Origin of the sequence: Streptomyces canus (genome assembly GCF_001514145.1) — a bacterium.
GTDB classification, from domain to species: domain Bacteria; phylum Actinomycetota; class Actinomycetes; order Streptomycetales; family Streptomycetaceae; genus Streptomyces; species Streptomyces canus.
In genome coordinates, this window is the sequence record NZ_KQ948675.1 from 71928 (window position 1) to 91382 (window position 19455).

At 70.3% G+C, this 19455-nt stretch carries 15 protein-coding genes; 5 read left to right on the plus strand and 10 right to left on the minus strand.

Annotation, left to right across the window (positions count from 1 at the left end; translation table 11 throughout):
• Positions 1 to 31: 31 nt before the first annotated feature.
• Positions 32 to 1078: a LacI family DNA-binding transcriptional regulator gene (locus AQJ46_RS42845; RefSeq protein WP_059210773.1), complete on the minus strand. Its 1047-nt coding sequence runs from the start codon at positions 1076 to 1078 to the stop codon at positions 32 to 34.
• Between the two features lie 149 nt (positions 1079 to 1227).
• Between AQJ46_RS42845 and AQJ46_RS42850 the strand changes: the two genes are divergently transcribed.
• The 3 genes from AQJ46_RS42850 to AQJ46_RS42860 all read left to right on the plus strand — a co-directional run bounded on the left by AQJ46_RS42850 (position 1228) and on the right by AQJ46_RS42860 (position 3701).
• On the plus strand, positions 1228 to 2286 hold the full coding sequence (locus AQJ46_RS42850; RefSeq protein ID WP_059210774.1) for a glycoside hydrolase family 5 protein: 1059 nt from the start codon (positions 1228 to 1230) through the stop codon (positions 2284 to 2286).
• 147 nt (positions 2287 to 2433) lie between these two features.
• The gene (locus AQJ46_RS42855; protein WP_225887549.1) at positions 2434 to 3126 is read left to right on the plus strand and encodes a restriction endonuclease; all 693 of its coding nucleotides are present in this window, start codon (positions 2434 to 2436) and stop codon (positions 3124 to 3126) included.
• A 104-nt stretch (positions 3127 to 3230) separates the two neighbouring features.
• Entirely contained in the window at positions 3231 to 3701 is a 471-nt protein-coding gene (locus AQJ46_RS42860; protein ID WP_059210775.1) for a carboxymuconolactone decarboxylase family protein, read from the plus strand.
• A 71-nt stretch (positions 3702 to 3772) separates the two neighbouring features.
• On the opposite strand, the gene AQJ46_RS42865 is transcribed toward AQJ46_RS42860, so the two are convergent.
• Genes AQJ46_RS42865 through AQJ46_RS42890 form a run of 6 tightly spaced genes read right to left on the minus strand, consistent with a single transcriptional unit; the run spans position 3773 to position 10412 of the window.
• Positions 3773 to 4795, minus strand: a complete 1023-nt coding sequence (locus tag AQJ46_RS42865) for an ABC transporter ATP-binding protein (protein ID WP_059210776.1) — start codon at positions 4793 to 4795, stop codon at positions 3773 to 3775.
• On the minus strand, positions 4792 to 5799 hold the full coding sequence (locus AQJ46_RS42870; RefSeq protein WP_059210777.1) for an ABC transporter ATP-binding protein: 1008 nt from the start codon (positions 5797 to 5799) through the stop codon (positions 4792 to 4794). The genes AQJ46_RS42865 and AQJ46_RS42870 overlap by 4 nt, the downstream gene beginning before the upstream one ends.
• The gene (locus tag AQJ46_RS42875; RefSeq protein ID WP_037707443.1) at positions 5792 to 6760 is read right to left on the minus strand and encodes an ABC transporter permease; all 969 of its coding nucleotides are present in this window, start codon (positions 6758 to 6760) and stop codon (positions 5792 to 5794) included. Before AQJ46_RS42875 ends, AQJ46_RS42870 begins: the two co-directional genes overlap by 8 nt.
• A gap of 2 nt (positions 6761 to 6762) precedes the next feature.
• Complete coding sequence (locus tag AQJ46_RS42880; protein WP_059210778.1) at positions 6763 to 7779, minus strand: ABC transporter permease; 1017 nt, start codon at positions 7777 to 7779, stop codon at positions 6763 to 6765.
• A complete protein-coding gene (locus AQJ46_RS42885; protein WP_059210779.1) occupies positions 7776 to 9497 on the minus strand; it encodes an ABC transporter substrate-binding protein in 1722 nt (573 codons plus the stop codon). The genes AQJ46_RS42880 and AQJ46_RS42885 overlap by 4 nt, the downstream gene beginning before the upstream one ends.
• 18 nt (positions 9498 to 9515) lie before the next feature.
• Positions 9516 to 10412 carry a proline iminopeptidase-family hydrolase gene (locus AQJ46_RS42890; RefSeq protein WP_059210780.1) on the minus strand — a complete coding sequence of 299 codons (897 nt, stop codon included), beginning with the start codon at positions 10410 to 10412 and terminating at the stop codon, positions 9516 to 9518.
• A gap of 288 nt (positions 10413 to 10700) precedes the next feature.
• On the opposite strand from AQJ46_RS42890, the gene AQJ46_RS42895 reads away from it, so the two are divergent.
• Entirely contained in the window at positions 10701 to 11411 is a 711-nt protein-coding gene (locus tag AQJ46_RS42895; protein WP_225887550.1) for a FadR/GntR family transcriptional regulator, read from the plus strand.
• A 5-nt stretch (positions 11412 to 11416) separates the two neighbouring features.
• Here the strand turns inward: AQJ46_RS42895 and AQJ46_RS42900 are convergent, their stop codons facing one another.
• Together AQJ46_RS42900 and AQJ46_RS42905 are read right to left on the minus strand one after the other, a co-directional pair.
• On the minus strand, positions 11417 to 12889 hold the full coding sequence (locus AQJ46_RS42900) for an L-fucose/L-arabinose isomerase family protein (RefSeq protein ID WP_059210782.1): 1473 nt from the start codon (positions 12887 to 12889) through the stop codon (positions 11417 to 11419).
• 25 nt (positions 12890 to 12914) lie between these two features.
• The gene (locus AQJ46_RS42905) at positions 12915 to 14213 is read right to left on the minus strand and encodes an MFS transporter (RefSeq protein WP_059210783.1); all 1299 of its coding nucleotides are present in this window, start codon (positions 14211 to 14213) and stop codon (positions 12915 to 12917) included.
• 240 nt (positions 14214 to 14453) lie between these two features.
• On the opposite strand from AQJ46_RS42905, the gene AQJ46_RS42910 reads away from it, so the two are divergent.
• Positions 14454 to 18407 (plus strand): glycosyl hydrolase, encoded by a 3954-nt coding sequence (locus tag AQJ46_RS42910; RefSeq protein ID WP_059210784.1) that lies wholly within the window; start codon positions 14454 to 14456, stop codon positions 18405 to 18407.
• Here the strand turns inward: AQJ46_RS42910 and AQJ46_RS42915 are convergent.
• A complete protein-coding gene (locus AQJ46_RS42915; protein WP_057617812.1) occupies positions 18390 to 19415 on the minus strand; it encodes a LacI family DNA-binding transcriptional regulator in 1026 nt (341 codons plus the stop codon). The two genes, AQJ46_RS42910 and AQJ46_RS42915, sit on opposite strands and share 18 nt — an antisense overlap.
• Positions 19416 to 19455: the final 40 nt, after the last annotated feature.

A 19455-nucleotide genomic window follows, 5' to 3' on the forward strand; every position in this document is an offset into this window, starting at 1 on the left:
TCCCACGAACGCCGATCGAGTGACAGTACCGTCAGCCCCGCGGCGGCGCGCTGCTCCCCCGCACCACCAGACGCGTCGGGACGAGATCCGTACCCGGCTGTCCGCTCCCGTGCGAGCGGATCTGCTGAAGCACCTTCTGGACACAGCGATGGCCCACCTCGGCGAAGTCCTGGTGGACCGTGGTGAGCGGCGGCACGAAGAACGCCGCGTCGGGGGTGTCGTCGAAACCGACCACGCTGACGTCGTGCGGCACGGACAGCCCGTGCTCGTGGAACGCGCGCAGCAGTCCCAGCGCCATCTGGTCGTTGGCGGCGAACACGGCCGTGCAGTCCGGCGTCTCGGCGAGCACGAGCCCGGCCGCGTAACCGGACTCCGCCGACCAGTCCCCGTACAGCGCGGGCGGCACCGGCCGCCCGGCCTCCTCGAGGACCGCACGCCAGGCCTGGGCCCGCCGCTGTCCCGAGAAGGAGGCCTGCGGACCGGTCACATGCCAGACGGTCCGATGCCCCAGGCCCAGCAGATGCTGTACGGCCTGACGCGCGCCGTCCGCCTGATCGGTGTCGACCACGCTGTAGCGGTCGCCGGCGTCGGAGTCCACGACGACGACATGCACCCCGGGCGGCAGCTGGACCGTCCCGGTGTCGAGCAGATGGATCTCCATGATGACGATGACCGCGTCCACGGCCAGCTCGCCCATCCGTGTGAAGGCCCCCAGGACGTTGTCCTGCGTCGGGACGTCGATGGGGATCAGGGTGATCGCGTACCCCTCGGCCGCCGCGTGCGTGGCGATCGCCTCCACCGTGCGGCTGTTGCCGGTCGAGGACAGGCTGAACAGGATCACGCCGATGGTGTTGAACTGGCCGTACCGCAGCGCCCGCGCGGCACTGTTGGGGCGGTAACCCAGTTCCCGCATCGCCGCCAGGACCTGCTCGCGCGTGGCAGGGATCACCCCAGGGTGACCGTTGGAGACCCGCGAGACCGTCTGCGAGGAGACGCCCGCCAGCTTGGCGACGTCGGCCATGGACACGCGCTGCTTGCGCCGCCCTCCGGGCACACCGGAACCTCCCCGCTCCACCACTGCTGCCTCCTCCGTCCGCACACCAAACGTGTTGCGTGTCGCACCGGATGTTACGTGTGGGAAACCTTGACGGTCGCCGGAGCGGATGCCACGATTCCGGCGCCGTCATGTTTACGTAAACATGCTGTCATTCCGAAAGGGTTTGGTCGATGCGCAAGACCCCCGTCAGCACCCGTCGCGCCCCCAGGCTGCGTGCCTCCCTCGTCGCCGTCGCGATCGCCGCGGTCAGCGGCGCCACCCTCACCGGCAGCCCCGCCTCCGCCGCCGCGCCGACCACCGACACGACCCAGTTCAAGGGTGTCAACTGGGCCGACCCGCGGGACAACTTCGCCGACGACGAGCTCCAACTGTCGGGCCTGTCGACCTCCGACACCTACGCCCAGACATACACCAAGGCGAGCCGCATCATCTCGGCGTTCCGGGCGAACCTCGGCGCCAACACCGTCCGGCTGCCGATCAACCCGTACACCGTCAACGGCTCCTACTGGAAGTCGTACCGGGGCGTCATAGACGCCGCGACGGCCCACGGCTTCAAGGTCATCGTGTCCTACTGGGAGGGCACGGGCGACCGCAAGGACGGCTTCATCGACGACGAGGCCACCTACTGGCCGATGTGGAACACCGTGGTCAAGGCCTACAAGGGCAACTCCCGGGTCTACTTCGAGCCGATGAACGAGCCGCACGGCTACACCGACACCCAGTGGGCCGACATCGCCGCGAAGTGGCTGGACACCTACAAGTCCGTGCCGCGCAACCGGGTCTTCGTCAGCGGTGCCGGCTACAACGACCACGTCACGACCGTGTGCGCCGACCCGCGCCTGAAGGGCACCTACCTGTCGCTGCACCACTACGGCTTCTGGAAGTCGTACGCCACCTACGACGAGTGGGTGGCCGACCTCAAGGTGCGCATCGGCGACTGCGCGAACCGGACCGTGGCGGACGAGTTCGGCGCGCCGATGACGACCGGTCTGAACTACAACGTGAAGACCCCGGACGACAACTTCGTCAACTTCATCCAGGCCGTCACCGACACCTTCCGCGAGCTGAAGATGGGTTCGGTGTACTGGCCGGGCCTGCGCACCGACGACATCTACTCGGTGCAGAAGCTCGTCGGCCCGCCCAGCAAGCCGTGGCTGGAGACCACCAACCAGTCGGGCGCCGACCGCCTCGCCTGGGCCTGGGGCCGCGGAACGCCCGTCAAGGGCTGACGCCTCTCCTTGTTTCGGCCGCGGTGCCTTTCGGTGCCGCGGCCGACCGGCGTTCGCGGCGGTGTTCGGACGTGGCCGACGCGCGCCCTCCTCACGCCCTCTGGAGCTGCCCAGACTCCTTGGCAGGAGCACAGGGGGGAGGGCGCTGTGGCCAGGCGACGACGGGGTACGGCCGCTCGCGGGCGGCGGGCGCGGCAGTGGTGGTGGGGCGGCGCGGTGGGGCTGGTCCTCGTGGTGCTGTTCCGGGCGAGCGTGTGGCCGTATCTCCTGGGCGTGCTGTCGGTCGCCGCCGCCGCGGCGATCGTGTGGCGGCTGTGGCACACGGACCGGCTTCTGCGGGGCAGGGATCGTCTCTGGCGGCAGGAGGAGGCGGTGAAGGCGGGCCGCCGGACCCTGGCCGAGGTGGACGTCATGACGGGCACCGAGTTCGAGGAGCTGGTCGCGGGTCTGTGCCGGCGGGACGGGTGCACGGAGGTCCGGCGGGTGGGAGGTGCGGGTGACAACGGCGCCGATGTCCTGGGCCGGCTGCCGGACGGCCGCACGATGGTCGTCCAGTGCAAGCGCTACGCACCGAGCAGGGCGATCCCCCATCGCGAACTGCGCGATCTGCTGGGAGCCCGGGTGCACTTCCGCGCCGACGTGGCCGTCTTCGTGACGACCTCACGCTTCACCGGCCCCTCCGAGAAGTTCGCGCCGGCGCACGACATCCTCGCCGTGCACCGCGACCTCCTCGGCCTGTGGAACAACGGGGCCTCCCTCGTGTCGCTGGGCCCGGTGAACGGCCGGGGCCAGGGGGACGCACGGCATCGGGCCCGCTGGAAGAAGGCGTACGGCGGATAGGGCCCCGTCCCAGGGAGACGCAGGTCACATCCGTGCCTGTCACAATCCGCCGGGCCATTCAGTCGTAGGTGTGTAGCCATCGACCACGGCAGAAGGAGCACACCATGGAAGCCCGACTCAACGTCTTCACCAGCCCGCTGGCCGGCAAGCTGCTGAAGCACTTCGCCATGGCGGGGAAGGTGGTCACGGACTCGGGACTGCCGATGACGACCCAGGAACTGGTGAAGATCCGCGCGAGCCAGATCAACGGCTGCGGGTTCTGCCTCGACATGCACACCAAGGAGGCCGCCGCCGCGGGCGAGACCGCGCAGCGCCTCCACATGGTCGCCGCATGGCGTGAGGCCAAGGTCTTCACCGAGGCCGAGCGCGCCGCGCTGGAGCTGGCGGAGCAGGGCACTCGCCTCGCCGACGGGACCGGCGTCTCGGACGCGGTCTGGGAGAACGCCGCCAAGCACTACGACGAGGAGCAGCTCCTCGCCCTGGTCTCCCTGATCGCCGTCATCAACGCCTTCAACCGGCTGAACGTCATGACCCAGCAGCCGGCCGGCGACTACGTGGTCGGTCAGTTCGGCTGAGCCTGAGGACCTGAACCTGACGAACGGCTGACCGGCCCGGGGGCTGCAGACCCCGGGCGCGACCCGGAACCTCAGCCGGCCAGCGGGAAGTGGCAGGCCACCTGACGGCCGGAGGCCTTCGGCGTGAGCCGTGGGCGTTCCACCGCACACAGATCCTGGGCGTACGGGCAGCGCGTGCGGAACGGGCACCCCGTCGGCTTGTCCGCCGGACTGGGCACCTCACCGGTCAGCACGATGCGCTCCCGGGTCGGCCCGTCCTCCGCGAACGTCCCGTCGTCGATGTCCGGTACCGCCGACAGCAGGGCCTGCGTGTACGGATGGGCCGGGTCCGAGTACAACGCCTCCGTGCCGGCGAGCTCGACGATCTCACCGAGATACATGACGGCGATCCGGTCCGACACATGACGGACCACACCGAGATCGTGCGCGATGAAGACGTACGTCAGTCCGAACTCCTCCTGGAGATCGGCGAAGAGGTTCAGCACCTGTGCCTGGATCGACACATCCAGCGCGGACACCGGCTCGTCGGCCACGATCAGCTTCGGATTCGTCGCCAAGGCGCGTGCGATACCGATGCGTTGACGCTGACCGCCGGAGAACTCGTGCGGATAACGGTCCAGATGGGCCGCCGCCAGTCCTACGACGTCGAAGAGCTCCCGGACCCTGCGGCGGACCGCGGACGCGTTGCCGTACCGGTGCACGAGCAGCGGCTCGGCCACGATGTCCCCGGCACGACGCCGGGGGTTGAGCGAGGCCTGCGGGTCCTGGAAGACCAGTTGCATGCCCGGCCGTACCGGACGCAGCCGTCGCGCGGACAGCGTCGAGATGTCCCGACCGTCGAACTCGACGCGCCCGCTGGTGAGTTCGGTGAGCCGGACCAGACACCGGCCGAGCGTGGACTTGCCGCAGCCGGACTCCCCGACGACGCCGAGGGTTTCACCGCCGAGCACCGCCAGGGAGACCCCGTCGACGGCACGCAGCACCTGGCGTCTTCCGCGCACGGGGTAGTGCTTGGTGACGTCCGTGGCCCTGAGGAGGACCTCCCCGGCGGGCGGTGCGTCCGTGTCCACCGCCACGATGTCCTGTGCCGTCACGACGCCGCCTCCGTGTCTCTCGCGCTCACTCTCAGGCCGGCCCGGTCGCCGGAAGGCAGCCAGCAGGCGTCGAGATGGGTGTCACCTGACAGAACGGGCCGCTCCTCGCAGAGGTCGTGCCGCAGCCGGCAGCGCGGCGCGAACGCGCACCCCTCCGGAATCCCACCCGGCGCGACCGGCACGCCCGCGATGGTGGGCAGCCGCCGCAGCCGGGGACCGCCCACCCGGGGCACCGAGTCGAGCAGGCCCCAGGTGTACGGGTGCCGCGGACCGTGGAACACCGCCCGCCGCGGGCCCTCCTCGGCCGCCCGGCCGCCGTACATGACCAGCACCCGGTCGGCGATCTGGGAGACCACGCCCATGTCGTGGGTGATGAGCACCATCGCGGAGCCCCCTGCGTTGAGTTCCCGCATCAGATCGAGGATCTGCGCCTGGACCGTGACGTCCAGTGCCGTGGTCGGTTCGTCGGCGATCAGCAGTGAGGGACTGCAGGAGAGCGCCATCGCGATGACCGCGCGCTGACGCATCCCGCCGGAGAATTCGTGCGGATAGGCGTTCAATCGCGAGGCCGCGTCGGGGATGCCGACGTCCGAGAGCAGCCGGACGGCACGCGCGTGTGCTTCCTTGCGGGAGACTTGTTCGTGCGCCCGGATCGCCTCGGCGATCTGCCAGCCCACGGTGTACACCGGGGTCAGGGCGGTCATCGGGTCCTGGAAGACCATCGCGATCTCCCGGCCGCGCACCGCACGCATCTCCTTGTCGGGCAGGGCGAGCAAGTCACGTCCTCGGAAGAGGACTTCACCCGACACGGTCACGTTCGGGCTGGTCAGCAGCCGCAGCACGGCGAGCATCGACACACTCTTGCCGGAGCCCGACTCGCCGACCACGCCCAGGACTTCGCCGGGAGCGACCGAGAAGGAGAGACCGTCGACGGCGGTGACGAGACCCTGGCGGGTGCGGAAGCACACGCGCAGGTCACGTACGTCCAGCAGCGGTTCAGGCATGGCGGGCCCTCGGATCGAGTCGCGCGTACAGGATGTCCACCAGGGCGTTGGCGAGGACCACGAAGAACGCCGCGTACAGAACCGTGCCCATGATCACGGGCAGGTCCAGGTTCTGCAGGGCGTCGAAGGTGAGCTTGCCGATACCGGGCAGGCCGAAGACCACCTCGGTCAGGAGCGCGGCCCCGCCGACGAGCGCGCCGAAGTCCAGGCCGAACAGCGACACGATCGGGATCAGCGAGCAGCGCAGGGCGTGCCGGAGCAGGATCCGCCGCTCGGACAGACCCTTGGCGCGGGCCGTACGGACGTAGTCCTCGTTCAGTGCGGTGACGACCTCGCCGCGCAGCAGCCGGGCGTAGATCCCGGCGTACAGCAGGGCGAGCGTCAGCCAGGGGAAGAGCATGTGGAGCGCCCACTGGCCGGGGTCCTGGCCGAGACCGACATAGCCGGGCGGGGGTACCCAGGAGAAGAGCGAGTCGTGCAGCTGTTTCTGGGTGAGGAGGTTGACGACCTCGCCGAGCCAGTAGGCCGGGAGCGAGACGCCGACCACGCCCACCAGCATGATCAGCGGGTCGGCGGCCCGGCCGCGCAGCGTCGCCGCGGCCGTGCCCATGAGGATGCCGGCCGTCATCCAGATCAGGGCCGCGCCGATGACCAGGGACAGGGTCACGGGGGTGGCCTGGATGATCTGCGGGATGACCCGGGAGCCGCGGTTGACGAACGACTCCAGATCCCGGTCGATCAGCAGGTGACGCATCATCAGCAGATAGCGGATCGGCATCGGCCGGTCCAGGCCGAAGGAGTGCCGCACCTGGGCGAGGGTGGCCGGGTCGGCGTTGCGGCCCGCGATGCGCGCTGCCGGGTCGACTCCCGGGGTGGCGAAGAAGATCAGGAACACCAGCACGCTGATCGCGAACATCACCAGCAGGGCCGAGGCGAAGCGCTTGAGGGCGAAGACGAGCATGGTCACACCCCTCCGCGCAGCCGGGCGCTCGGGTCGAGCGCGTCGCGCACCCCGTCGCCGAGGACGTTGAGCGCGGCCGTGGTCAGGGCGATCAGCAGACCGGGCGCGATCGTCACGGCGGGCCGGGTGTAGAGGAGCCCCAGACCGTCCTCGATGATCGTGCCCCAGCTGGCGTCGGGTGGCTGGACGCCGACGGACAGGAAGGACAGCGCCGACTCGGTGAGCATGGCGAGCGCGGTCATCAGCGGGACGAACACGATCGCCGTCGGCACCACGTTCGGCAGCACCTCCCGGCGCAGGATGCGCGGGGTGGGCGCGCCGGAGCCGACGGCCGCCTGGATGTACTCCTTGTTGCGCAGCACCAGCACCTGACCGCGCAACGGCCGGGCGATGTACGGCACATAGATCGCCGCGATGATCGTGACGGGCAGCCAGAGACTTCCCGCGTCGACGGTGACAGGGCCCAGCTTGAGCCCGTTGGTGAGCAGCACCACCGACAGACAGATGGCCAGCAGATAGACCGGGAACGCCCAGACGACGTCAAGGACCCGCGAGATGACGGCGTCCACGACCCCGCCCGCGTACCCGGCGACGACTCCCACGAGCGTACCGACGACGCAGGTGAGCAGCGCCGCCGTGAACCCGATGAACAGGCTCGTACGGCCGCCGTACAGCAGACGGGCCAGCACGTCCCGGCCCTGGTTGTCGGCGCCGAGGAAGTAGTGGGCGGGGTCCCAGGTGGGGCCGATCGGGGTGACGCCGAGGCCGAGGCCGGTGCTGCTCGGGGTGAGCACCGGCACGGTCTTTCCGTCCACGACCGTCGTGCCGGACACGTGGGACTGGAAGGGGTCGGTGTGAGCGATGTGGTCCGCGTAGAGCGGGGCGCACAGGCTCGCCAGCACGACGAGGAGCAGGACCGCGGCGGCGGCCAACGCCGTCCTGTTGCGCAGCAGGTCGCCGGCGGCGGTCCGCCAGGGGCCCGGCGAGCGCCGGGCCCCTGGCGACGGGGACAGGGTCACTTCACCCACAACTGCCCGACCAGCATGTAGAACTGCTTGCTGAACTGGTAGTTGCCGACCCGCGTCGACGTGAAGTCGATCATCTTCGGGTTGATCAGCGGTACCACCGGCGACTGGGCCATGACCGACTGGTCCACGGCACCCCACTGCTTGTCGGCGCTCGCCTTGTCGGTCTGCGAGGTCTTCAGCGCCGCCTGCATCTTCGCGTCGACGCCCTTGTCGCAGAACCCGGAGATGTTGATGCTGGAGTCGCTGCCGGGGTGGTAACTCGCGCAGGAGAGCAGCACATTGAGGAAGTCGGAGGCCGCGGGATAGTCCTGGTACCAGGACGTCAGAGCCAACTGCACCTTGTTCTTGGTGTTCTGGATGTAGGTGAACTGGATGTTCCCCGACAGCGGCTTGAGCGTCGCCTTGTAGCCCAGCTGGGTGAGCAGGCTCTGCAGGTACTGCCCGATCGATTTGTTGACGTCGTCGTCCTGCGTGACGATGCCGACCTCCTGCCCCGCCGTGCCGGACTGCTTGACCAGCTCCTTGGCCTTGGCGAGGTCCGCGGCCTTCCAGGTCGTACCGCCGCCCTTGGTGTAGGCACACGATTCGACGTGCCCGGGGAAGCCGGGCGGCAGGATCGTGCACGCGGGAGAGGCGAGGTTGGTGCCGCCGTACAGCCGCACCACGGCGGACCGGTCCACGGCCCAGTTGATCGCCTGACGCGCCAACTTGTTGTTGAAGGGAGCCATGTTGACGTTGAGCGTCGCGTACCAGAACGCCGTCAGCGGGTTCACATGCGCCCGCGAGGCGTACTTGGTGCCGATCTCGTTGAGGCGGTCGGCGGGCGGCGCGTCGTACATCCAGTCCGCCTGGCCGTTCTCGATGGCGGTCACCTCGGACTCGACGGTCTGGCCGAAGGTGTAGTCGATGGCGTCGGGATAGCCCTGCGGCTCCGCCTCGCGCGACCACTCCTTGAAGTGCGGGTTGCGGACCAGCTTGAGCGCCCGGTTGGGGTCGTACGACGCCGCCATGTACGGCCCGGTCGACGGCAGCGGCTTGGTCCCGGCGTCCTTCGTCGGCGAGTCCTTCGGTACGACGACGGCGTGCGGGACCGCCAGCTTGTACTCGAACTCCGGATCCGCTGCCGTCAGGTTGATGGTGACCGTGTTGGCCTTGGCGTCACCGATCACGCCCTGGGGCAGGGTGCAGGAGGCCGGTGTCTTCAGACAGGCGTCGGCGCCGACGATGCCGTTGTAGAAGGTGCCCGCGGTGGGGCTGGAGACCTTGAAGATGCGCTGGAAGGACGCCACCACGTCGTCGGTGGTCAGGGCCTTGCCGTTGGAGAAGGTGACGCCCTTGCGGAGCGTGAAGGTGTAGGTTTTGCCGCCGTTGGTCACCTTCGGCATGGCCGTGGCCAGGTCGGGGACGACGGTGAAGGACTCCTGCCCGCCCACCTTCTTGAAGGCGAGCAGCCCGTCGTACATCGACTGGAACAACTGCCAGTACTGGAGCGTGTAGTTGACCTGCGGGTCGAAGCTGCCCGCGGCCGCGTGGGCGACGAGCTTCAGGGTTCCGCCCTTGTGCTGGGCCTGGAAGGCGGAGGAGCCCGAGGAGGAGGCGCCCGGGTCGGAGGAGGAGCCCGAGCCGGAGGAGGACGAACAGGCGGCCGCGGTGAGCGTGAGGGCGACGGTGGCGGCGGCGAGCGCGCCCCGTCTGGCATTGCGGGACATGGCTGGGAACTCCCGGGGTCAGTCGGTGGCGTCGAGGAACTCGCCGACGACCCGGAGGTAGAGCTGCTCCTCCTCGACGTGCGGCATGTGGCTCGAATGCTCGAACATGTGCCAGCGCACATCGGGGATGCGGTCGGCGAAGGGGCGGACGGTCTCCGGGGTGGCCTCGTCGAAGCGCCCGGACACCAGCAGGGTCGGCACCTCGATCAGATGCAGCCGGTCGATGACCGACCAGTCCTTGAGGGTGCCGACGACATGGAACTCATTGGGGCCGTTCATCGTGTGGTACACGGTCGGATCGGCCGCGATGTTGTCCCAAGTGGCCTGCACCTCGGGCGGATTGGGCGTCAGACGGCACACATGGCGGTCGTTGAAGACCTGTTCGGCCGCCCGGTAGTCGGGGTGGTCCGTGGTCCCGGCCGCCTCGTGGGCGTCCAGGGTGTGCTGGACCTCCTCGGGGAGTTCGGCGCGCAGTTCGGCGGCCGCCTCGAGCCACAACTCCATGGACGCGGGGGAGTCGGCGATGACCAGTCCGCGCAGCCCGGGCGGGCGGCGTACCGCGTGCTCGGCGGCGAGCATGCCGCCCCAGGACTGGCCGAGGATGTGGTAGCCGTCGGCGATGCCCAACTCCTTGAGCAGGTTGTCGAGCTCGTCGAGGAAGAGCTGGACGGTCCAGAAGTCGGCGCCCTTGCCGGGCAGATGGGTGGAGAACCCGGTGCCGAGCTGGTCGTAGTGGATCACGGGGCGGCCCTGCTCGGAGATGCCCGCGATGCTGAGCGTGTAGTGGTGGCCGGCGCCGGGCCCGCCGTGCAGGACCACCAGGGGTGTCCTGCCCGGTTCGCCCGTGATCCGGTACCAGGTGGAATGGCCGTTGAAGTCGACGGTTCCGGTGTGGTTCGGTTCGGGGATCGCCACGGGGAAGCCTCCCAGACCGGTCGGAACCAGCCGACCGCCGTCTGAAAATAGTTGGGATGTGACGGATGGATGCGATAGTGAGGGGGCAAAAGGTCAGTCCACAAGACCTTTTAGCGGGGTGAGTGCAAGACGTAACAGCGGGTTCACGTGGCCCGTGCGCGTTAACAGAAACGGCGATTCGCAGGAGGACAACTGACATCCGCACCTGAACCCGGTGACGAGTTCTCTCGCGTTCTCGACCGTGTCCTGCTCGGCGACAGTCCGTCGTCCTCGCTGCGCCCGGTCCGGGTGAACTCGGCGGTCGACGAGGTCGCCGACCGGCTGCTCACCGCGATCGCCGTCGGGGACTTCCTGCCGGGCGAGCGGCTGCCCGCCGAACGCGAGCTCACCGCACTGCTGCACGTCAGCCGACCCACCGTGCGCGAGGCGGTCGCACGCCTCCTGGCGTTGGGCGTCATCGAGATCCGCCGGGGCCGCAACGGCGGAGCGTTCGTCCGCGACAGCTGGACCGAGTCCTCCGGCGCCGCGGTCCGCCGTACGCTGCTGCCCCGCTGGGAGGAGTTCGAGCAGCTCTTCGATCTGCGCGGGCTGGTGGAGGGCATGGTGGCCGCGACGGCCGCCCGGCGGCGACGTCCCGAGGACCTGGAGCCGATGCGCGAGGCGCTGGAGGCGCACCTCTCCGCGAGCACACCCCGTGAGGAGCAGGCCGCCGACAGCGCGTTCCACCGGGCGATCTGCGCGGCCACCCACAATCCGCAGATCGCCCAGCTCAGCCGGGACCTGCTGACCCGGATCAGCCTGGGCTTCCCGATCGAGCCCTGGGGGAGAGGCGAGCGCTCCCACCATGAACAGGCCGGTCACGGGCACAGGGCGCTCTACGAGGCGGTCGCGGCGGGCGAGCCGGAGCGTGCGGAGGGGACAGCCCGGGAGCATTTCATGATCAGCGCCGAGATGATCCGGGGCGTCCTGGCCCGGGTGCGGGCGGCCGACGCTCCCTGACCGGGCTACACCTCCCGGTGATCGATCCCCAGCAGACTCGCCGCCGCCCCGAAATCAGCGCCGTGGTGCCCCACCGCCAGCGACCAGTGATGCCCCACCCCCGTGGCGCTCCACGCGTCGACCCACTCACCGGGGTCCCGGCCGAAGTCGACCCGGCTGGTGGTGTTGCCGATCTCCAGCAGCGGACCGGGGACGACCGTGCCCTCGGACGTGATGAACGACAGGCTGCCGTCGGCGTCCTGACCGAGACCGAGCAACGTGACCGGCCCCTGCCGTACGTCGAACTCCACGCTGACACCCCAGCCGCGCTTGCCGTGATAGACACCGAGGCCGCGCAGCAGCGGGTCCCGGGCACTGAGCGCCAGGTGGGCCGGCCCGTCGTGGCCCATCTCCACCACGCCGTCCTCGAAGTTCAGCGCCTGGATCTCGGTGAAGGAACCCCCGGCACCGACACTCTGCGAGGCCAACTGGGCGAGGCTGGTGCGCAGTTCGAACTCACCGGCCGCGGGTACGCCGCGGGCGGTGAGCAGGGAGGCGCCCAGGATCATCCCGGCGCCGAGTCGCTCGTGCAGCTCGCCGTCGAGGCCCCGGTGGTAGTACGCGAGGGTGTCGAGGCCGAAGTCCTCCACCAGCCGGTCGAGAGCCACCGACACGGTCGCCCCCCACGCGAAGTCCTCGTCGACCACGCTGTCGTCGACGGTGAAGATCCGCCGGGCGAGCTCCACCCGCTCCCGGGTCTCCGCCTCGGTCACCTTCTCCACCCGGTGCCTCAGATCGTCGAACTCCAGCACCTCGACGTGCGAGCCGAACGTCGCCGACAGCAGCGTCGGATCGGTCTGCACATCGAGCATCCCGGGGTACACGTGCCCCATCAGTCCGTGCCGGGCGTGCCGGAGCGCGGCCCGGACGTGCGCGGCCCGCACCCACCGCTCGACGCGCCGCCACGCCGACTCCTGCCGCAGCCAGCCCGACACCGAACGGAAGGGGACACCGGCCCGGCGGAAGACGTTGCCGACCTCCGGCACCGAGCACTGCGAGCAGTACGCCAGCCAGTCACCCGTGTCGAAGGACGCGTGGTCCATCCGCTCGGACGGCTGGAGGTCGACGACCAGCACCGGGGTGTGGGTGCGCTGCGCGATCGGCAGCACCATCGACGAGGTCAGATACGTGGTCAGGAACAGCACGATCAGATCGCAGTCGGCCCGCCGGAGTTGCTCGGCGGCGGCCGCGCCCTCCTGCGCGTCGGAGACGAACCCGGCGTCCGTCACCTCCGCGTCCAACTGGCCCAGACGGTCGGCGACATAGGCGGCCGATTCCTTCAACTGGGGCAGCAGCCCCGGGAACTGCGGCCAGTAGGTGCCGAGCCCGCCGGAGACCAGCCCGATCCTTGGCCGGCGGCGTGCCAAGGGCGGGAGCAACTCGCCCAGCACGGCTTCCCGCTCACCGGCACGCGGCGTGATGGATTCGGTCGTCGCCATGGTCGGCGCTCCTTCGGGGGTCGGTTCAGGTCTGCGCGACCTTGAGGTCCGCCGGAGCGGTGGCGGCCGGGGACGCGCGGGGAACGAGGACACGGACGATGTACACACCCGCGAGCGCCGACAGCGCCATGCAGCCGGTGATCACCCAGAGCAGCAGACCGGGGCTCCGGTCGAGCAGGGCGGGCGTGACGAACGCGACGCCCGCGAACACCCCCCGCGAGACGGCGTAGGTGATCCCCTGCGTGGTGCCCCGGGTGTCCGCGGGCAGCGTGAGCTGAGACCACACCTTGTAGTTCGCCTCGCCCGCGAAGGGATAGCACAGCTGGTAGAGGAGGTAGAAGACGAGGAAGCCGACGATGGCGCCCACGGTGAGCGAGGCGATCGCGAAGGCCGCGATCTGCAGGACCGTGGCGACGTAGAACAACCGGTCGCGCCGCGGGCCGTCGGCGATCCGGACGAAGGCGAGCGTCAGCAGCAGGCCGATCGGGAGACAGGCCAGGTTGATGCCGGTGGCCACGCTCTGCGAGGCACCGCTGACGGTGACCAGCAGATACGTCGTGAACTGCCCCATGGTGTTGGCGCCCAGGCCCCAGGTGACGTAGAAGGCGAAGGTCGCGAGCATGGGCACCAGCGCGGCACGGGTCCAGACGTTCCTGAGCGCGACACCCTGCTGCTCGGCCGGCTTCTCCATCGGGACCTGGTCCTGTGCCGGGTCCGGTCCGGTGGCCAGCTCCAGCCGCGAGCGCAGATGCCAGGTGACCAGGGCGGCGACCGCCAGATGGCCGGTGATGAGCCGTGCGCCGAGCATGCCCGTGTCCGACAGGGCGAAGCCGACGAAGACCACCACGATGATGCCCAGCATCCACATGACCTGCGTGAACGCGATGAGCCTGCCGCGGGCGTGGTCGGGGGACGCGTCCGAGACCACGGCCAGGGAGGTCGGCAGGTCGGCGCCGGCCGCGAGACCGGCGAGGAGGACACCCACCACAAGGGTGATGTCGTCGGGCGCGAGGGTGATGATGATCGCCCCGAGGGCGTAGCAGAGGATGTCCAGGTTGTAGAGGCGGCGTCGGCCGAACACGTCGGCGAGCCGTCCGCCGACCAGGGAGCCGACGGCGATGCAGATGGTGACGATCGCGCTGATCGCACCGGCCATCCAGACACCCATGTCGTAGGCGTCGCGGTAGATGGCCAGGTTGACGCCGATGCTGACGATGAGTGCGGCGTCGAGGTAGGACGCCATGCCGGAGAGGGTCGCGACCTTCCACAGGCGCTTCTCGATGGGGGGTTCCGGCTGGTTCGGGGCAGGCGAGGTTCGGGCCATGATGCGGCTCCGTCTGGGGAGAGGGGTTCCGAGCGGAGGGGGACGTCGCTGTTCTCGGCCGATGTCCAGCGACTATAAGAGGGTAAAAACGTTCCAACAAGACGTCATGCGGCCATCCGTGGAGACGACCTGACGGCCCCGCAGCTCTGGTGGGCGCCGCGGAGGTGTCCTACGGTGAGGCTGATGTAAAACGTTTTTGATCCGTGAGAGTGTCCGGGCCGTCGTCGGAAGGACCTATCCGTGATCTCTCCAGCCCTGCAACAGTTGTTCGACAACCCGCCCCGGGACTTCGGCCCCACCCCGCTGTGGTGGTGGTCGGGCGCGAAGGTCACCCGTGACCGCCTGGCCTGGCAGCTGCGCCGGTTCGCGGACGGCGGCGTCCACAACCTCGTGGTGATCAACCTGGCCCCGGCCGGCCCGACCTTCGGTGCCCGCACCGACGACCCGGTGTGGTTCGGCGAGGAGTGGTGGGCCCGCTTCACGGACGCCTGTGAGATCGCCGGGGACCTGGGCATGCGCCTGTGGTTCTACGACCAGATCGGCTTCTCCGGCGCCAACGTGCAGGGAAGCATCACCCGAGAGCACCCCGAGGCGGCGGGCCGCGCACTGTGGTCACGCCTGGCCGTCGTCTCCGGCGGCACGGTCACGCTGCAGGGCGCGGAGACGCTGCTGGGGGCGTACGACAGCGCAGGCGCGCGGTTGCCGGTCTCCGGGCAGCCCGACCCGGCGGGTCGCCAAGGACCGCCGAGGCTCGAAGTCGCCGACGGCACCGAGGTGCGCCTGGTCCTCGCCGTCCCCACCGCCTTCGACTACCTGAACCCGGCCTCTGTCGCTCTCCTGTTCGACGCCATCCATCGCGAGTACGACCGGCGCGTGCCCGAGTACCTGGGCAACGTCATCGCCGGCAGCTTCCAGGACGAACTGCCCGCCACCAACTCCTGGACCGGCCGCTTCCCCGAGGAGTTCCGGGCCCGACGCGGCTACGACCTCCTCGACCACCTCCCCGCCCTCTTCACGGGCGACGACACCACCCGGGCCCGCAAGATCCGCGCGGACTACTACGCCGTCCGTGCCGAGCTCACCGAAGAGGCGCTGTTCCGTCCCCTCGCCGCCTGGCACGACGAGCGCGGCCTGCTCCTGGGCTGCGACCAGAGCCACCCCGCCCGCTCCGGCTTCCCGGCCCAGTCGACGCAGCTCTACACGGACTACTTCCGCACCCACCGCTGGTACAGCGCCGCCGGCAGCGACCATCACGGCGACGCCAAGATCCACTCCTCGATGGCCCACCTCTACGGCCACGAGCGCGTCTGGATCGAGTCGTTCCACTCCTCCGGCTGGGGCGGCACCCTGGAGGAGACCTACGACTGGCTGCTGCCGTTCCTGCGCAGCGGCGCCAACCTGTACAACCCGCACGCCAGCTACTTCGGCACCGCGGGCGGCTGGTTCGAGTGGGCGCCGCCGTCCACCGACTGGCGCCAGCCCTACTGGCGGCAGTACCCCGCCTTCTCCCGGGCCGTCGCCCGGATCTGCTCGATCCTGTCCTGGGGCACCTACAGCGCCGACGTGGCGGTCCTGCATCCGACCGCCACCATGCAGGCCCTCATCCCCCTCGACGCCCCCGTCCAGCACTTCGGCGACGGCCGCCTGGGCGGCACCCATGCCGACGTCGACGAGACGCAGCGCCACTACCTGGAGCTGTGCGGCACCAACAACTGGCTCAGGCCCTCCGTCGGCGCCCTCGACCGCCACCGCGTCTCCTTCGACGTCATCGACGACGCCTCCGTCCAGGGGGCCAAGGCGGGCGACGGGTCCCTGCGCATCAGGGACCTGGCGTACAGCGCGATCCTTCTGCCTTCGGCGGGCGTCCTGGAGCACGAGACGGCCCGCCGACTGACCGACCTCCTCGACGCCGGCGGACGGGTCGTGGTCGTCGGCCGCCCGCCGACACAGGCGGCCGGGCTCGCCGGTGACGACTCCGTCGTGGCCGCACTTCTGGATCATCCCCGTCTGGAGCGGGTGGCCGACGCCGAGGCCGGCGCGACCGCGGTCGCCGAAGCCGCCGGATACGCGACGGGCGAGGTGCCGCTGCTCGTCAGGCGCAAGGGCGACGCGGCGGTCGCGCTGGTCACGGGGGCGTTTCCCGACGCCCGTACGCATCCGCCGAAGGGCCACCACGAGATCGACCCCGCGCGCTACGCCCGCACCTCCTCGGTCACCGTGCGGGCCCAGGTCGCCGAGGCCGAGATCTGGAACCCGGCGACCGGCACCCGCCGCCCGGGACGCGTCACCCTCGCCGACGGCGTCTCGACCATCGAGGTACCCCTTGAGGGCGCTCCCGCCGCCCTCGTCGTATGGCGCGAAGGTCCTCCGGCGGGCGCTGTGCACCCCTCGCCCATGGAGCCGCCGGAGACGACCGACCTGTCGACCGGCTGGGAGGGCCGCCTTGCTCCCACCATGGACAACACCTGGGGCGACCTTGCCCTGCCCGCCGGAGCCTCCGTCGCCGAACCGCAGATCTGGACCATGCGGTGGACCGAGACCGAAGACTCATGGGAGCAGTCGCGGGTGACGTACGGCAACCGGGTCCGCGTCCTGGCGCCCGTGCCCGCCGCACAGGCTCCGGCTCCTCTGGACCGTGCCGCCGTCGAGCAAGTCCTGCAACAAGAGCGGAAGTTGGCGCCCGCGGACTGGGCCGTCTCGCTGTACTCGTCGAGTCGCGGCATCCCGGACCCGTACGGTCTGCTCGGCAACAAAGGGCTCGTGCCGGAGGAGTTCGTGCGGGTGCCGGTACCCGTGAACGGCACCGTCGCCCGGGTCAGGGCCGTCGTGGAGACCGACCACCGGGGATCCGCCGATCTGCATGTCGGAGCGGCGGCGGTCAAACGCGTGTGGTGGAACGGCAGCCTGCTGGAGACGGGCGGCGGCTATCTGGCGTCGGCCCGGGTGGAGGTCGAACGGGCCCGCAATGTGCTCGAGTACGAGCTGTCCGACGCCCAGGACCGGCCGCAGATCATCTCGGGCGCCGCCGACACCCCGCTGAGCAGCTACTTCTGTCTGTCCCGCCCGGACGGGTTCGCGCCCCGCCCGCTGTTCATGCGCCTGCCCGACGGCGTACGACCGGACGGCAGCGTGACCTACCGCGGCCGGATCAGCCTCCCGGGGCGGGGTGCGGACGCGGTCCTCGTCGTGGGTGCCGCGGTGGGCGTGACCGTCCTGCTCGACGGAGCCGTCGTGGCACGGCAGGAGAAGGCGGAGTACTACGAGTCCGACTGGGGCGCGGTGCCGATGTTCTTCCGGCACGAACTGACGCTGAGCGGCGGCGATCACGTCCTCGACGTCGTGGCCGACAGCGTCGACGCGCGGGACGGTGTCTACGTCGACCTCGTGGCGGACACGACCGCCCTGGTCAGCGGACCGGGTTGGGCGGCCGGGACGGGGGAGTGGAGCGGGCCGACCATCGAACACGTGGGCCGGTGGGGGGAGTTGCAGCACTGCGGCGCGGCGGTACGACCGCACCCGCTGCCCGACGCCGAGTGGCTCGCCGGTGCTCCGGTGCTCGGGTCCGCCGTACTCCCGCTGCGGTCCACCGACGACCTCCGGGAGGCCGAGCAGCGCTTCCGGTTCGTTGTCCCGGCGGGGACCGTGTCGCTCGACCTGCCACTGAAGCTTCCCGCACGGGTGAGGATCAGCGACGGCGGCCCTGAACTGGCCTTCGACGGCCAGGAACTGACGTTGGATCAACCACTCGACGTGGTGACCGAGTTCGAGGTGGTCACCGCCCCGACGGCCGTTCTGCGCGGTGGCTCCGCCTGGCGGGGGCCGGCGCGGGCGCGCACGGTGCCGGCACCCATGCCGCTGGGGGAGTGGGGCGAGCTGGGACTGGGCGGATGGAGCGGAGGCGTGACCTACGCGCGGACGCTGGAGGTGCCGGCCGGACCGGACCCGGTGCTGGATCTGGGGAGGGTGCGCGGCAGTGTCGCCGTGTGCGCCGACGGTGAGCTCGTCGGCGAGGCGTTCTGCGCGCCGTACCGCTTCGAACTGCGCGGGACCGCCGGGCGTACCGTCCGCCTGGAGGTGACCGTCCACAACACCCTGGCACCGTATCTCGCCGAAGCCACGCCGACCGCGTGGGCCTTCCCCTCCCAGCTCCCCTCGGGCCTGCTGGGGCCGGTGACGCTAGAAAGGCGCGTCTGAGGAAGCCCGGGTGGAGTCCCGCAGGACCAGCCCCGGCGCGAACACCCGTGCCTCGTGGGCGTGCTCCGCGCGGGCCTCCACCTCGTCCAGGAGCATCTCCACGGCCGCCCGGCCGAGTTCCTCGACCGGCTGGCGGACCGTGGTCAGGGTCGTGCCCACGAAGCTGGCGATGTCCAGGTCGCCGTAGCCGACCACCTGGACGTCCTCGGGGATCTTCACGCCGCGCTCGCCGAGCGCCCGGCACAGACCCGCCGCGAGGAAGTCGTTGGTGCAGAACACCCCGTCGGGCAGCTCGTCGAGACTGTGGGCTATTTCGCTGCCGTACGCCACCGTCATCTCCTCGGCGACGACCTGGCCGAGGCGGGCCTCGCGCCGGGTGCGCACGGCCTGCCTGGCGCCCTGGTAGCGGTCGGCGCACTGACGGATCGTGCGCTCGCCGTTCACGACGAGGACGTCGCGCGCCCCGCGGTCCAGGAGGTGCTGCACGGCGATGCGACCGCCGGCGATGTCGTCGACGGAAACCGAACAGCCCTCCTGTGCGGGCATCGCGCGGTCCGCAAGCACCAGCGGGATACCGCGCTCGCGCAGCCGCGACAGCCGGGTGGGGTCGGCGCTGAGCGGCACCACCACCGCGCCGACCGCCCGCTGTTCGACGAGCATCGTGAAGTAGCCCTGCTCCCGCTCCGGCGCGTCCCCGCTGTCGCACAGGACGAGGGAGTAGCCGTGTTCGTACGCCGCGTCCGCGGCGCCGCGCGCGATGCGCGAGTAGAAGGAGTTGGCCACGTCCGGAAGTACCAGGCCGATCGACGAGGAATGCCCGGTACGCAGTCCGGCGGCTCCCGGATGGGGCACATAGTCGAGGGCGGCGACCGCGTCGCGGACCCGCTCGGCGGTGCGCGCGTTGACCCGCTCGGGCCGGTTCAGGACGTTCGACACGGTGGAGACCGAGACCCCGGCGGCGGCCGCGACGTCCTGGATACGGGCGGGGCGAACCGAAATGGCGTCCACCCCCTCGCTGTTCCACATGGGCGACGCAAGTCTACCCCGG